Origin of the sequence: Vibrio sp. Isolate32, from assembly GCF_022397955.1 — a bacterium.
Classification (GTDB): Bacteria; Pseudomonadota; Gammaproteobacteria; order Enterobacterales; family Vibrionaceae; genus Vibrio.
Window position 1 is genome coordinate 168,678 of the sequence record NZ_JAKEUQ010000006.1, and the last position, 15,514, is coordinate 184,191.

14 protein-coding genes and 3 pseudogenes are annotated in these 15,514 nt (G+C 44.4%); 7 read left to right on the top strand and 10 right to left on the bottom strand.

The annotated features are described in order from the left end of the window. Positions 1 to 15: 15 nt before the first annotated feature. The 5 genes and pseudogenes from L1D11_RS06915 to L1D11_RS06935 all read right to left on the bottom strand — a co-directional run bounded on the left by L1D11_RS06915 (position 16) and on the right by L1D11_RS06935 (position 4,069). Positions 16 to 450 (bottom strand): annotated as a pseudogene (locus tag L1D11_RS06915) (N-acetyltransferase). 48 nt (positions 451 to 498) lie between these two features. Further along, a complete protein-coding gene (locus tag L1D11_RS06920; protein ID WP_239833318.1) occupies positions 499 to 1,113 on the bottom strand; it encodes a LysE family translocator in 615 nt (204 codons plus the stop codon). A gap of 109 nt (positions 1,114 to 1,222) precedes the next feature. Next, positions 1,223 to 1,555: a hypothetical protein gene (locus L1D11_RS06925; RefSeq protein WP_239833319.1), complete on the bottom strand. Its 333-nt coding sequence runs from the start codon at positions 1,553 to 1,555 to the stop codon at positions 1,223 to 1,225. A gap of 134 nt (positions 1,556 to 1,689) precedes the next feature. Beyond that, positions 1,690 to 3,126: an oligosaccharide flippase family protein gene (locus L1D11_RS06930; RefSeq protein WP_239833320.1), complete on the bottom strand. Its 1,437-nt coding sequence runs from the start codon at positions 3,124 to 3,126 to the stop codon at positions 1,690 to 1,692. 16 nt (positions 3,127 to 3,142) lie between these two features. Next, positions 3,143 to 4,069 carry a glycosyltransferase gene (locus tag L1D11_RS06935; RefSeq protein ID WP_239833321.1) on the bottom strand — a complete coding sequence of 309 codons (927 nt, stop codon included), beginning with the start codon at positions 4,067 to 4,069 and terminating at the stop codon, positions 3,143 to 3,145. A 325-nt stretch (positions 4,070 to 4,394) separates the two neighbouring features. Here L1D11_RS06935 and L1D11_RS06940 point away from each other — a divergent pair. Next, a pseudogene (locus L1D11_RS06940) lies at positions 4,395 to 4,807 on the top strand (hypothetical protein). 169 nt (positions 4,808 to 4,976) lie between these two features. Here the strand turns inward: L1D11_RS06940 and L1D11_RS06945 are convergent. The 4 genes from L1D11_RS06945 to L1D11_RS06960 all read right to left on the bottom strand — a co-directional run bounded on the left by L1D11_RS06945 (position 4,977) and on the right by L1D11_RS06960 (position 7,829). Beyond that, positions 4,977 to 5,750, bottom strand: coding sequence for a ribonuclease H family protein (locus L1D11_RS06945; protein WP_239833322.1), 774 nt, complete (start codon positions 5,748 to 5,750; stop codon positions 4,977 to 4,979). Between the two features lie 81 nt (positions 5,751 to 5,831). Then, positions 5,832 to 6,161 carry an AzlD domain-containing protein gene (locus L1D11_RS06950; RefSeq protein ID WP_239833323.1) on the bottom strand — a complete coding sequence of 110 codons (330 nt, stop codon included), beginning with the start codon at positions 6,159 to 6,161 and terminating at the stop codon, positions 5,832 to 5,834. Positions 6,162 to 6,163: 2 nt separating this feature from the next. Beyond that, positions 6,164 to 6,892, bottom strand: coding sequence for an AzlC family ABC transporter permease (locus tag L1D11_RS06955; RefSeq protein WP_239833324.1), 729 nt, complete (start codon positions 6,890 to 6,892; stop codon positions 6,164 to 6,166). Between the two features lie 103 nt (positions 6,893 to 6,995). Further along, complete coding sequence (locus L1D11_RS06960; protein WP_239833325.1) at positions 6,996 to 7,829, bottom strand: AraC family transcriptional regulator; 834 nt, start codon at positions 7,827 to 7,829, stop codon at positions 6,996 to 6,998. 236 nt (positions 7,830 to 8,065) lie between these two features. On the opposite strand from L1D11_RS06960, the gene L1D11_RS06965 reads away from it, so the two are divergent. From L1D11_RS06965 to L1D11_RS06980, 4 genes are all read left to right on the top strand, one after another. Then, entirely contained in the window at positions 8,066 to 8,404 is a 339-nt protein-coding gene (locus tag L1D11_RS06965; protein WP_239833326.1) for a hypothetical protein, read from the top strand. Positions 8,405 to 8,733: 329 nt separating this feature from the next. Then, positions 8,734 to 10,128, top strand: coding sequence for a glutamate decarboxylase (locus L1D11_RS06970; RefSeq protein ID WP_239834442.1), 1,395 nt, complete (start codon positions 8,734 to 8,736; stop codon positions 10,126 to 10,128). A 74-nt stretch (positions 10,129 to 10,202) separates the two neighbouring features. Beyond that, positions 10,203 to 11,930 carry a transporter gene (locus L1D11_RS06975; RefSeq protein WP_239834443.1) on the top strand — a complete coding sequence of 576 codons (1,728 nt, stop codon included), beginning with the start codon at positions 10,203 to 10,205 and terminating at the stop codon, positions 11,928 to 11,930. A gap of 94 nt (positions 11,931 to 12,024) precedes the next feature. Further along, positions 12,025 to 12,276: a GlsB/YeaQ/YmgE family stress response membrane protein gene (locus tag L1D11_RS06980; protein ID WP_239834444.1), complete on the top strand. Its 252-nt coding sequence runs from the start codon at positions 12,025 to 12,027 to the stop codon at positions 12,274 to 12,276. A 386-nt stretch (positions 12,277 to 12,662) separates the two neighbouring features. On the opposite strand, the gene accD is transcribed toward L1D11_RS06980, so the two are convergent. Next, a complete protein-coding gene (accD, locus tag L1D11_RS06985) occupies positions 12,663 to 13,553 on the bottom strand; it encodes an acetyl-CoA carboxylase, carboxyltransferase subunit beta (protein WP_239834446.1) in 891 nt (296 codons plus the stop codon). Positions 13,554 to 13,646: 93 nt separating this feature from the next. On the opposite strand from accD, the gene L1D11_RS06990 reads away from it, so the two are divergent. Continuing rightward, positions 13,647 to 14,564: a LysR family transcriptional regulator gene (locus tag L1D11_RS06990; protein WP_239834448.1), complete on the top strand. Its 918-nt coding sequence runs from the start codon at positions 13,647 to 13,649 to the stop codon at positions 14,562 to 14,564. A gap of 119 nt (positions 14,565 to 14,683) precedes the next feature. Next, positions 14,684 to 15,384 (top strand): annotated as a pseudogene (locus L1D11_RS06995) (transposase); the annotation flags it as partial. Positions 15,385 to 15,514: the final 130 nt, after the last annotated feature.

Genomic DNA, 15,514 nt, shown 5'->3' on the forward strand with positions numbered 1-15,514 from the left:
GTTTTTGAGGAAGAACTAGATGATGAGTTGCATGACCAGACGAGGCTCATCATCTCCGAAGTAATTACTCTCTTCCTTGATAGTCACGAAACCCATCGACAAATACAGCTCACAAGCCTAACTGTTACTTGGATCAACGGTAAGCAACAGCTTGGAATCTTGCGGCAAGGTTACTATCGCCTGCTGCATCAATGAACGACCAACCCCCATGCCTCGGTAAGCAGCATCAACAGCCAGTGACAAAACCCAATACTCTTGTTGTTTGTCGGTTGGTGTCATTAACACATAGCCCGCAACTTGCAAATCTTGTTTCGCCACCAGCAAGCCCTTCCCCCAGCAATCAAATGCCTGACGAAAGAAAAACAGCGGATAGGCGTGCTCGCCAAACAAAGCGTGTTCAAGCTGGTAGATATCAGCCAGTTCTTGTTTTTCCGCACAGACAAAATTCATACATAGGCCTTAAAAGATTAACGATAAACTAAACAAGCAAAATGAGAGCTACTGACGGCTCACCAACAAATTCGCACCAGACAAGGCAAGAAACACAGAACATGCTTTATTGAAGCGCTTGGCCATTTGAGGTTTTGAAAACCAATTTCGTAGATATAAGCCAAATGCCGCATAGATGGAAATCGCGAACATTTCTAACACAAGGAACGTACTACCTAAAGCAAAGAATTGAGTATTTACGTTCGCAGAAACATCAACAAATTGAGGCAGAAATGCGGTAAAGATGAGTATCGCTTTGGGGTTACCAGCTGCGAGTGCGAACTCTTGTTTAACTAGACCAAACCAATTCTTATTTCGTTCGATTTCCGCGACCGGGCTCACTTGTGAGCGCCATAGGTTGAACGCGATCCACAACAAATACATCGCACCAAATAGTTTGATAAGGAAGAACAGAGTTTCAGAGGTATAAAGCACAACCGCTAAGCCAGATGCAGCCAAAGCAATCATGCCAGAAAAAGCGAGGATTCTTCCTAACCCAGCGACAAAGGCGGCCTGAAATCCGTAACAACGGGCGTTGTTCATTGATAACAAATTGTTTGGGCCCGGTGTCATGTTGAGCGCAAAACACGCTGGGATAAACAGCAGCAACTTCCATATTTCCATTGGTATTTCCTAGTCTCAATATGCCAAGGTTGTCGTATCATTAAGTGAGATACGACCTTTTATAGCAGCTATTAAAACCAGTACCAATCCTACTGTCGTATCCTTTCAACTAATTCTCAAAAAATTTCTCATATTCTGGCGTAGACAAGTTTTCCGCGACACCAATTTCACCGATGATATAGATAGCACTCGCAAGAGTTTCAATGGTTTGGTTCAGCTCTCTATCAGGCACTTCACCAACAACAGGAACCGGCTGGCGTGCAGACGTTGAATTGCAGACCACGCTTTCACAAACGATATTGTGCTGTTCCTGTTGAGAAACTTCAGGCGGCTTGAAATCCGGAGAATTGAAGTCAGGAGCAGTAATACCTTCGCTTGAAAAATCAAAGGAGCTGTATGAGGTAGCTGAAAACAGAGAAAGGAGCAGCATCCACTTATTCATATATCTTTCCATCGTTAGTATTCACCGAATTTATAAATACTATCTAATTCGACCGATTATGAACAGCGTTTTATTGTCGCGGATGATTGTGTGTCTAAGTGCCGATTACCCGCTGTACTTTAGGTGACACGAATTCAACCCACATGCGAATGCTTACCTAACATAAACTTATCGAGTAGCGCCTGTGGTACAGGGATAATAGAGTATCGAATGAAGGCAACTAACGTCACTATCGCAACAAAACTGCCTAAAACAAAATCATGCACATCAACCAGCACCCAACCAAGGAGCCTGTCACTGATAATCGCAAGTAGACCGATACTCACCGCGACCATCCATTTACGGTGATCATAAGGTAAATATTCCATCTTTTGGCTCACGATATAGAGCAGTAACAGCCTCACGGTATAAGTACCACAAAGCACCACCACCACGCCCCACACTCCATAAATCGGTGCCACAACAAAATAGCCAATCGCAGCCAAGATCGCACAGCCACCTTGGATCCACATCTGAGATTGACTTGAGTCACCGCTGAAACAGCCTAAGTTGAGGTAGTCGCCCGCACTTTTAATAACAGCGATGGCTAGCAATGCGACCACTATAACCCCAGCCTGATGATAGCTGCTTGGTAAGATGAGAGAAATGAAACCAGGGACAGTTAAGATCATCAACCCTCCTAACACTATGGCTAGATTGACTCCGATTAACGCTCTGTCTGCACACATTTTGCTGCCGTCGGGTAGCTGAAGCATGGCGACTCGGTTTGGAAACCACCAAAGCGCGTAAGGTTGCAGCAGCAAGCCTAAAATTAACGCAAACTTACCACTAACCGCATAAATGGCCAACTCTTCAACGCCGACAAAGCTTGCCATCACCCAGCGATCTAGCCCGGTGATCATATAAATGGATGCCCCGCCAACCAAGGTTGGTAACCCAAATTTCAAGATCTTCGCTGAGTATTGAAAACAACCTAAACTGCCCATCTGCTGCCACTGATAACTCACCAGACAAAGCATCAATAGCAGACTAGAAGCAGCGGCAGAAATCAGCACGCCATCAATGCCATAACCCGCTTCAAGCAGGACAAACGTCATAACAGCCTGAACACCGGCTTTCAATACGTTAAGTTGGCAAAAACGTTTCGCCATGGCGTTCATACGCATCAAAGTAAGAGGGATGGATATTGCCCCGTCGAGCATCGTAGGAATGAGTAGAAGAGCGATCTGATAGGGTTTGAATTCAACAGGCAACATCAGTAGCAACAGAGGCATACTGAGCGCAATGAGCACGCCGCCAAGTACACACACCACTAAACTGAGCGTAAAGCAGTTAGATATCAGCTTGCGCTTTTCATCGCCTTCAGCGACGCCAACGTAACGATACATCGATTCGACAATACCAAAACTAAACAAGATCGTACCGATGTCCGCCAATAAGACGATCGCTTCTAATGATCCATATTCTGCCAACGTCATTTTGTGAGTAATGTAAGGGATCATCACCAATGAGATCCCTTTCATCATCAATATGCCAATAGCGTAATAGGCTGACTGTTTTAACGAACCCATACGAGTCACCGATCTCTTACCATGCAGGCTTTAGGAAACTCTTACAGTCCCCAAGAAGATGTCGTAACGTTCGTTTTTGTGGAGCCAAAACTAACGAGCAGATGCTATAAGAGATGGCCAAGCGGTTTTTCTGTAAACCTCGGTAATAGTCAGCGTAGCCCTCTAATATTCTCGCCCTTGCTATCTTGAAGCTAGACGCTGGCAGGTTCCATCGTTGAGGGTCATTTTGGTAACGCTGAAGAATAGTTTCTATAGACTGTAAATTTCTCAATTTGAGACTTTCAGTTTGAGTGACAGAACTTGCTCTCATTAAGTAGCCAACTTGCACCGAGTTCAATACGCCAATCTGGTGATTTTCACTCATTCGAAGCCACAACTCCCAATCTTCTGCGTATTTGATATCAGCTCTGAAACCGTCTGTTTGAGATAAAACTTCTGCCTTCACCATTACCGTCGATGTTCCAATGACATTGTTTTCAATGATGAACTCTAAAGGCTTTTCGATATTGATGAACAAATCATCTTGGCCCTGAAACTGCGACCAATAACTAAAGCAATCAACTATGAATTGGTAGTTTTCAGTGAGATGTTCGTAATTGGTAAAGCTCATCGCGAGATCTGGGTATCGTTGGTGAAATTCAACTTGGCATTCGAGTTTTTCGGGTAACCAGAAGTCATCAGCATCTAAAAAAGCAATGTATTCACCCGTTGCTTTCGCTATTCCAAGGTTTCTAGCTTGAGGTGCACCCACACCCAGAGTTGATAATTTAATGATGCGCTCATCGTGTAGCGACGAGAGATAAGTCGACGTCCCATCATTACTATTATCATCAATAACAATTAACTCAACATCTTGATGAGTCTGCTTAAGTACGCTGCCAATTGCTTTCGGCAGGTAATCCAAACAGTTGTAGGTGGGAATAACAACACTTACTTTAGCCATAATGACGCCCTCAGATTTATACGTTATATGGCTGACATTGCATGTTCCATGCCGAGAGTACCTTGCGATAAAATCACTTCTAGATCAGCCTCCTACATGCCCATTCCCAAAATAACGAAAAAACACAACCGGTCGAAAAACCTACAACCTCAATTTGATTTTCAATTTGAGAAAACGAGCTACTTCTAGGTGGGTAACCTTAGGAAACCATTGAAACGCTCGCCAAAGCTACGGTTTGATCTTGGTTCGTATCTTGCTTTGTTGGTTATTACCCTACTTGATAGCTTTAATAAGCTTTTAATAGTATTGATTAGAGGAGCAAAGAATGAAGAAAGTAGCATTTGTGGCGCTAACCTACCCTGTACTCAGTGAGACCTTCATTCAAACAGAAGTCGACTCCTTGCAAGATTGTGGACACGATGTCTGTGTCATGACCTTAAAATTTAAAACAGCGAAAAACAATTTGACTACGACATTGTCGAAATTGGCAAAGACGTTCAGGTGGGTAAAGTGACCAACATCATGGGATACAAAGAGATCGTCTCACCTGAAACCGGTTTTGTGGTTAGCGAAAAGAACGTTGAGGAATTAAGAGAAGCGGTTGAGCGTTTTGCACAATTGAGAAGCAATGATAAAACGTCAATGGGATTAAAGGCACGTCAGAGAGTGAAGAACAGTTTTAATTCGATAAAACAAGCTCAGCAATTATCTCGCTGGATAGAAAACCCGGCTCAATAATGGCTAACTAAAGTAGCTAATGACTACTTAATAAACGAAGATCAACGAGGTACCACAAGAAAAGCAGAACGCCACATTAATTTTAAATGTAACGCTCAACTTAGAACTGCCTTATGATGGCGTCTTAGGCTTTCAGTAACTTTTATTGGCTTTTCATTAAGAAGCCTAGCTAACCTGCCCGCAGTGCCAAAATAGATGCAATATCTTCGATATCACGATATTGAGCAAGTTGTTGTTCTTTCGATGAAATAGCCACAATCGACATTCTATCGGCCAATTCGTTACCTTCAATACCAACATGACCGTTCACATGGTAGATGGTAATTTTCGCAGCCAGTTCTTGGTAAAGCACATAGGCAGATTTAATAATATCGAGGTTTTTGATCTCGCCGCCCGACTTCGTCCAGCCCTTTTTCTCCCAACCCGTTGCCCACTTAGCAATACAATCTATCGAGTACTTAGAGTCACAATAAATCGCAACAGACAAACCAGAGTTTAACTTCTCTTTCGCAAGAATAAACGCTTGTTTAAGGCCATTTAGCTCGGCGGTATTGTTGGTACCCATAGGTTGATACAAGCCATACCACAATTCTGTTAACTGGTTGTTTTTATAAACCGCTAACCCTGTTCCTGCTTCCCCAGGGTTTGGTTCACATGCACCATCGGTAAAGATCTTGATATCAAAAGGCATATCAGTGATTTGTTGCTGCGAAAGAGGCGGAGCCTTTACTTTTGTCGCCTTACCCGCAGAGCTTGGCTTTGTAACTGTAGAACCTGACACAAACGACGTTTTACCGCCGAAAGCAGACTCAGCCTCGCCTAGTGTTGGAAACGATTTATATCTCGCGCCAGCAAAGCCATCGACTTGCGTTTTACACTCGTTCCAAGTGGTAAAAATACCCGGTGTGCGACCTTTCCAAACCACATAATATTTCTTAGCCAAACTAACTCCTTACCAAAACCTAAACACACAAACAGTGAATCCGTACATTAGATGCCACCACGCTATACGTTGCAAGGTCTATCAGTTAAATAGGTAATCAACCGCGACAAGATTATAGAGCAAGAACACGCCCATACTGACGCCGATCGTAAGTAGCACATTGCCTGTTTTCCAAATCAGCAAGCCAGTCATCACCGCGCCTATCAAGTATGGGTTTTCAAAACTTGGCCAAAATGCCTGCTCTGGAGCAAACACAATCGGCCCCCAGATCGCAGTCAGTACCGCTGGACTTGAATAACACAATAAACGTCGCGTAGTTTGGTTAAGTCGAAGCGGAATCGCTGGCTCCAGAAATAAGTATCGGCTAAAAAACACAATCGCTGTCATCAGTAATATCGTTAACCAGATCATCTCTATTTCCCTTCCATGATTGGCTTTTTGCCGTTATTGCGCTCTTGAAATGACTCACTGAGAAAGCCCGCTAACATGCCAGCAATTGCTGCAATCATGAGCCCGCCTTCAACGTTATTCACCGACATAGCAACCGAAGTCACCAATGAAACCAACACGCACACTACAACAGGCAATGTTCTGATTAACAGGAATACCAACGCAATGAAAGTCGCGGCGACCGCAAAGTCGAGGCCAATTTCATTAAGGGATGGAATTTGGCTTCCAGCGACAATGCCAACGAAGCTCGCGATATTCCAAACCAGATAAAAACCGCCGCCAACGCCCGCGGCATACCAACGATTAAACTCTTGCTGAGACTGCCCGCTACAAATCGCAAACAGTTCATCTGTTAACCAAAAGCCAAGCAATAAACGCCAACGAGCAGGAAGGTGGCTTATCTTGTCGCGCATCGACACACTGTATAAAAAGTGTCTAGAGGTGATGAACAGTGTGGTCAACAACATGGTGCCAAGGCCAATGCCCGCTTTGAACATACCCGCGGCGACAAGTTGCGCTGAGCCAGCAAACAAAATAGCCGACATCGCTTGCGCTTGAAGTTGATTCAACCCAGCATCTATCGCATATGAGCCCGCTAGAATTCCCCAAGGGATAACCGCAATGCTCAACGGCATTCCCGCTAAAACGCCCTTCCATAACTGTGTTCGTCTATCCATTTTTTCACTGTCCATATAATTCTTTTCTCTCCCACATTAGCTATTCAATGTAAGAAGAGTTGAGTCGGTTCGATTGTACAAACTTGCTCGATTTCGCGAACGAATTAAGGTGTCCGATTCAGAGCATTTTAATGTATTGCCCCGGCGTATAGCCATTGGCCTTTTTGAAGTGTCGATGAAAATGGCTTTGATCATGAAAGCCACACTCTTGCGCGGTATCAGAAATGGTATGTCCTTGTTTCAATAGCTTACGAGAAAGCCTTAACCGAGATTGGATTTGATACGCATGTGGCGGAAGACCAAACTCTTTTTGAAAAGAACGCACTAAGTGAAACGGGCTCAATGCCGCTAACTTAGATAGCTCTTCTAGGGACACATCGGTTTGTGGAAAGTCATCTAAGAACTCTTTAACCAGAACGAGCTGACGCTGAGTTTTCCCATCGAGTTGAGAGTTAAGCGGCGATTTTCCATGTCGACTAATCAGCTTAACCAACATCCCATACATCAATGTTTCTCTTAACAAGCGGTTATCAGACTCATCTATCGTGTTGAAGACTAATCTCAATTGATTGGCGAGCTCAGAGTCTTCTACAACCGCTCTTGGGAAGTAAGGCGCACCGTAGTTCGGTAGGTTTAACTCTTGAGTGATCTTGGCAAGTTGCTCTGGGAGTGGATACATCGCTCGATACGCCCAACCGCCTTCTGTGGCAGAGTGCCCGCTATGAACTTCGTCGGCATTGACCAAAATAATCGCATCTTGTGGTGCAATATGATGTCCGCCCGTTCGATAGAAACGCTGAGCGCCCTGCTCGATGACGCCAAGTGTGTAGCCCTCATGGCTATGGCGTGAGAAGTTCTGCTTTTCGTATTCAGCATCAAGAATTTCAAGGCCACCGAGCTCTTCAGTTATCTTATATTCGGCCTTTTCTTTAGAGCGTTTCTTGTTCTCCATAACAATTCCCAAGCCTGTTAATTATCGAGCGACTTATCAGTCTACTCTATAGTCTCTTTCAGCTTTTGTACAAAATTGCGCTTTTGTTTGTTAATACCGTTTTTGTCATTGCCTTAATAACGCTTTCTAACTGGGAGGAAAGTCTTGGTCTATAACTAGTTGGCGAAAAACTGACAATACACATATCGAACACACGAATAATTGGTAGCAACCATCGGCAACCGTTCTGAAATATCATGAAGAAAATCTTGGCATTGTTCTGTTTTTTGAGCCTAACTGGGTGTACTCACAACCAGTCGAAAGCACTAAGTATGAATTCCTCGCCAGTTAATACATACCCACAATCCATGTCAAACCTCCAACTGTGCGATACCTTGTATTGCGGGAGACCGAGCAACCAAACACTCGCAGCAATTGGCAGTGAATTTAATCGAAGAGGATTATCTAAGAGTTGGTGTGATACCGAAACCAACAAGCTCTATCTAACAAAGACAATTGATTGGGTTGCTGACCAACTAGAAGACAAAGAAGATTCAGAGGAAGAAGTGTCTGCTGTTGTATTGCCCGCGAGTTAAGAGGATTAAAAACTTAACATCGCAGGATGGTCAAATTCTATTCAGCGATCGCAATTATATGTCTAAAACTTACAATACGAAAAAGTAAGCACAAACATTAATTTGACACTCATCATGACAACTCCGCTTTTAATAGCATGATGTTCTTTTTTAAATATTTGTTTTACCGTGCACAAAACAGATAAAACAATGTGCAATAGACAATAACATGCTTATTTAAACTGAAATTTTATAGAATCCTGCTATGTTTATTTAACTGTCAACATTTCTATTTACTGATATGTCAATGGAAATAAGTAAAATAAATTCAATACGATAAAGGATTTACCATGCCTCTTCATAAAAAATCGACTGTCCGTGGTTCACTCTTAGATGATGTTTATTCTTCCAAAGATCTTTCCGTTGTTATGCCCAAGTATCGAATCCCAGAGCAAGAGCATGCACCCGATCATGCTTACCAAGTAGTACATGATGAGCTGATGCTAGATGGTAATTCGCGTCAGAATCTTGCGACATTCTGTCAAACATGGGTCGAAGACGAAGTCCATAAATTGATGGATGAATGCATCGACAAAAACATGATCGATAAAGATGAATACCCACAAACGGCAGAAATCGAATCTCGATGTGTACATATGCTCGCCGATCTTTGGCATGCACCTAACGCTGAAAATCCAATGGGATGTTCAACAACTGGCTCAAGTGAAGCCGCAATGCTTGGTGGTATGGCGCTTAAATGGTCTTGGCGTGAGAAAATGAAGAAGCAAGGCAAACCAACTGATCGCCCGAATCTTATCTGTGGCCCAGTTCAAGTTTGTTGGCATAAATTTGCCCGTTACTGGGACATTGAACTTCGCGAAATCCCAATGCAAGGTCACCGCCTGATCATGACCCCAGAGGAAGTAATCAAACGTTGTGACGAAAATACGATTGGTGTTGTCCCAACGTTAGGCGTGACCTTTACTTGCCAATACGAGCCAGTACAAGCGGTGCACGAAGCGTTAGATAAACTACAAGAAGAGACCGGATTAGATATTCCGATTCACGTTGATGGTGCGAGTGGTGCCTTTCTCGCCCCATTCTGCGATCCAGATTTAGTGTGGGACTTCCGCTTACCAAGAGTAAAGTCCATCAATGCCTCTGGACATAAGTTTGGCCTTTCCCCACTTGGCGTTGGTTGGGTTGTTTGGCGAGATGCCGATGCTCTGCATGAAGACTTGATCTTTAACGTCAACTATCTCGGTGGCAACATGCCCACCTTTGCACTCAATTTCTCTCGCCCTGGTGGTCAAATCGTTGCTCAATATTATAACTTCTTGCGTCTTGGCAAAGAGGGCTATCGTAAGATCCACGATGCTTGTTACGACACAGCTCGTTACCTTGCCAAAGAAGTCGATAAAATGGGTATGTTCCACATCATCTATGATGGACATGGTGGTATCCCTGCACTGAGTTGGTCAATAAAAGATGGCGCAAACCCAGGCTTCAATCTTTACGATCTTTCTGATCGCATTCGATCTCGTGGCTGGCAAATTGCGGCTTATGCTATGCCTGCCGAACGCGAAGATCTAGTGATCATGCGTATTTTGGTTCGACATGGATTTAGCCGAGATATGGCGGATCTTTTGATTTCCGATTTACAACACTGCGTGGACTTCTTCAACAAGCATCCTGTCGTCAACGGTAGCGACGCTGATGAGTCGAGTAACTTTAACCACGGCTAATTGTCCCCTTCCACTTAAAGCAAGGAACTCTCATGATTCCTTGCTCTTATATCAACAAATTCACAGGTGACACTATGTCCTTTCTATTTAGTTACTTGTCAGAAAACCCGTTCGTTTTTCTCTTTCTATCTCTCGCTATTGGATACCCGCTTGGTCGACTCACATTCAAAGGAGTGAGCCTAGGAACAACAGCTGGCACTTTAGTTGTTGGTGTTGCTTTAGCTCTTACCTCCTTTTCGGTTTATGGGCTAAAAATTGAAGAGCCGGGGCTGGTCTCAGATATCTTCTTAATGATGTTCATGTACGCGATTGGGATGAAAGTGGGGCCACAATTTTTCTCCGGTCTTGCCAGAGGAGGGATCGACTTCGTCGTCATTGGTTTGATTGTCGTGTTCAGCAATTTTGCGATTGTTATCATCGGCGCCAAGCTAATGGGTCTAGAGCCCGGCTACGCCGCTGGCATCATTTCTGGCAGTTACACAGTGACCGCAGTAATGGGCGTAGCGCAGTCAGCAATTAGCTCTGGTGCATTTACACCACCAGAGGGTATGAGTATTGATCAGGTCAGTGCTAATATTGCCGCGGGCTATGCGATAAGTTATGTCCTTTCGACCGTCCTGATCATCTTGTTCATTAAGTATCTCCCTTCTCTCTTTGGTATTGACCCGGTCAAAGCAGGTAAAGAGGCAGAGGCGGAATTCTCTACAGGGGATGACAATGAAAAACTCCCAAGCACCTTTGGGTTTTCAGATGTGGGTGTCCTACCGATTGATGTTCGTGCCTATAAAGTCACACACCAAGAGTTAGTTGGCCGTTCAGTGTATGAGTTGTATCATAAGTTCCCTGATGCGGCCGTGCTTAAAGTGGTTCGAGGTGAGCAAGTCATTGATGCTTCCTATAACCCAACGCTTGAGTTAAATGATGTTATTGGCATTCGCGGAGAATATCGCGTCTTGATTGCGGAAGGTGAAGCCGATATCGGAAATGAAGTCGATGAGCCACGCGCAAGAAATGTCGACATTGAAGTGGCTGATATTCACGTTGGTAAATCTGAGCATGCAGGGAAAACTGTCGCAAAATTGCATGCCGAAGTCGGCTTTGGTGTTTATTTCAAAGCGATATTTCGACAAGGCCACCAGCAACCTTTATTGCCACAAACTAAGGTCGAAGTGGGCGATGTTGTGCGTATTGCAGGCTCCCAATGGTGCGTAGAGCAAACCGCATCCAAACTCAATAGTGTTCCGATTGTAGAGAGCACGGTCACCGAAACCTTCTACCTCGCCCTCTCCCTTCTTATTGGCTATGTCTTTGGACATTTGAGTGTCACCGTTGCAGGTATCCCTTTTGCCCTAGGCACATCGGCGGGTTGCATGTTAACCGGGATCGTTTTCTCATTCCTACGAACTCGTAACCCTAGCTTTGGCGGCCCCATGAGTGAAGGGGCAAGAAGCTTTCTACAAGACATCGGCCTAAATCTGTTTGTTGCTGTATTGGCAGCGACGGTAGGCCCAAAAATACTGGCCTCTTTTCAAGGCATCATTGTCATCAAGATAGCTTTACTCGGGGTGACAGCTGCTTTAGTACCACCTTTATTAGCTTGGTTGTACGGCTTGTATTTCCGCAAAATGAATCCTGCAATTTTAGCTGGAGCTTGTGCCGGAGGCAGGAACAGTACGCCAGCACTGAAAGGCGCACAAGATGCCAGTTACAGTGACATGCCAGCGATAGGCTATCCTGTGCCCTACGCTTTAACATCGGTCTTGGTTCTTATTCTGGGTTACATCGCAATGGTCATCAGTTAATTAAATCGAACTTTTGATACATAGTCTATGATTTAAGCGTAACCATGGATGTGTGATGACATGCACCGAACACGATAATGAGTAAGGAGAAGTTATGGGGTTTATATCTTGGATTATTCTTGGTTTGATTGCAGGGGCATTAGCTAAGTGGCTAATGCCGGGCAATGATGGTGGTGGGTGGCTCGCCACCATTATTCTAGGTATTGCTGGTGCCTTTGTTGGTGGTTTCTTAGGGAGCTTCATCGGCCTCGGCAGTGCTGATGGCATTAACATCGGTAGCATTATAACCGCAACGCTTGGCGCATTCGTGTTGCTATTTGTTTATAACCGTTTCCTAAAAAACTGATATTTTCACACCTATAGTCAGAAATAGGCCTTTCGTAATGAAAGGCCTATTTAAGTTCGATGACTAACGATTCTGAAGGTTCTATTGCTAGCTCGTGTTCTGCTACACAAGAAAGCAGATGACAGTGGTATGTTAACTGCCCATGATGTAATCTATTATCAATTATAGTACAAAGACCGATAAACGAAATCTATCGAAAAGTATGACGACGACGGAATTAGCACGTCACACGAAGTTTACGAAAATAGTTAACATATTTAAGGAAGCGACATCAACCCTATGTTATCTGATATGTATAGATAGTTTTAGCTATGCTTAAGTCGTTCACCTACAGCCCCATTAACTCATTAGTTTAATTGGTTAAACTAATTTATAAATATTCTAGATTACGACTCAGTTTGATCAACATCAGTCATTTCGACAGGTAAAGTCGTATTAGTCATTTTTGCGATCAGTCCGCTAACACGTTTACGCATATCACGTCGGTCTACAATCATATCGATGGCACCATGTTCTAAAAGGAACTCACTTCGTTGAAAGTTGTCTGGAAGTTTTTCACGCACAGTTTGTTCGATAACTCTACGGCCGGCAAAACCAATAATCGCTTTAGGCTCACCAATGTTGATATCTCCAAGCATAGCTAAGCTTGCTGAGACACCGCCAAATGTCTGATCTGTTAGTACTGATATATAAGGCAACCTATAAGTAGACAATTTATTTAGGGCTGCACTAGTTTTAGACATTTGCATTAGGGACATTAGTGATTCTTGCATTCGGGCTCCGCCGCAGGCAGAAAAGCACACTAAACCACAATTAGCATCAATAGCAGCTTCAACCGCTTTAACAAATCTCGCTCCGACTACAGCTCCCATTGAGCCAGCCATAAATGAAAACTCGAATGCACATGCTACCACTGGCATCCCAAAAAGCGATCCTTTCATAACCACCAAGGCATCTGTTTCCCCTGTCGTTTTTTGAGCAATTGAGATGCGGTCCCTATAGTGTTTCATATCCTTGAAATTCAGAATATCTTTTGGCTTAAGTTCACCCGCAATCTCCACTCTATTCTCTTTATCCAAAAAGCTATCTAATCTACGACGTGCCTTCATTCTCATGTGATGATCGCACTTGGGGCACACTTCCAGATTTTCTTCTAACGCTAAACGGTAGAGAGTTTGTTCACAGGAAGAACATTTGGTCCAAACACCTTGAGGAATAGAAGCTCGAAGCGTACTAATTTTATTTTTTCTATCAAATAGATTTTCTAACCAACTCATGGGAACCTTTTTCAGAAAACTTACGAATCAATCATTGTATTAGCCAACTTTTTGGTAAAAAAGTGTATAAAATGGGTTTTACAATCCAATATTATGGGATTAAAAGTGTTGGATAGAATAGAGCAACAATGGCTCAACAGCTTTCACTGTGTTTACGAAAACAACAGTTTCAAACGGGCGGCCGAATTTCTGGGGCTACCTACCTCAAACATCAGCCGTCACATCGCCTTGCTGGAAGAGCGGTTGGACATTCGGCTGTTTGACAGAACCACACGGCGAATCAGCCCAACGGATGCAGGCGAGCACCTTTATATGCGAACCCAGCCCCTTTTAAGCAAACTCAATGATGCACTCGAAGAGGTGACCCAGCATTCTCATGAAGTGCAAGGACAGCTCAAAGTGCTCATGCCAGACTCGCCCGCCTTGGCCGAAGCCGTTGTGTCATTTTGTCAACAACACCCGTCCATTTCCTTGTGCTGCGACACTAGCATTAACCCCAAAGACGATCCCCTAGATGGCTTTGACATTGTGATCAGCTTTCACCGTGGGAAACTCGCAGACTACAACTGGGTGGCGAAAGAGATCGCTCGATGGTCCAGTGTGGTGGTGGCTTCCCCGACTTGGCTTGATCGCCACCCAACACCCTGCCATATTACCGACTTAAGCCGCGTATCCTGCATCACCAGCTACACAGCGTTAAATGGCAGCCCTTGGGTATTTCAAAATGCCACTGGCGAGCTAATCACACAAAAGGTGCACTCTACGTTTAAGGTCAATAGTGGTCATCTTGCAAAAACAGGCGCCCTAGCTGGACTTGGTGTCGCTCTATTGCCAGTTGAAGCCTGCCTACAAGAGTTAGACGCGGGCACATTGATCCAACTAAACATGGAGTACTCACCGGCGGATTTGGTGCTGTATGCCTTTTATGCGTCCAGAAAACACTTAGCAAAGAAAATCCCAATGTTTATTAATCACATACAGAATCAAGCCACGATGACTGAGCGTACCTAGGTAGGCCGCACAAACTCAAACAAACCCGTAAGTAGAAAAATGTGAGTGTGTCACAATGTTCAAAGAGAAGAGTGAGCGGATGTTAACGTGCCAAGGAGCAGGACCACAAGGACGCTGAGATGTTCAAAGTGGCATCGAGAGTATTAAAGGATTTGTCCAACAAGCAACAGCACGGTGACATCGGGTTTACCGCTGTGCTTCATACCCACAGTCGACAACGAAACTTGCACCCACACTTGCATATTATCGTCGCGGCAGGCAGTTACGACCCATCCAGACAAGAGTGGCACAAAGGCAAGCAGCGCTATCTTTTCAACGCCTTCGCGATCGCCAAAGTCTAGAGAGCAAGAATGCTGGAGACCATCAATCAGCATTCAACGCTGTGGCTGCCCAATTACCCAAACAATAGGTGGTTGATTGCAGACAAGTAGGATACGGTCAGGTTGCGCTAAACTATTTATCTCGCTACCTCTATCGTGGTGTGCTGCCTGATGAAGACATCATCCATATCACCGATGATACGGTCACCTTCCGTTATAAAGAGAGTCAGACCAAAGCATGGCAAACTCGAACCTTACCCATCCTTGAGTTCTTGCTGCTCATCTTGCAGCACGTACTCCCTAAAGGGCTACAACGAGTTCGAGATTACGGATTTTTACGTGGTCAAGCACACGCCTTAAGAGTTCGCATTCAACTGCTGATGTTGAACCTGCTCTATCTCATGCCGCCACTCACCGCACCGATAAGGACAAAAGCGATACGGGCATGCCCTTGCTGTCAGCATGAAATGGCGTGTGTTGGAGTCAGCCGACCCACGTAGCCGAAAGGCACCGATAATAAGGAGAATGGCATTGACGAAATCAAAGGAGATGTAACGACGAAAGAAACGGAAAACAGCTAACGGGTTGATAAGATTGCTATCGCAACCTTATCTTGACCTCGCTCGCCTT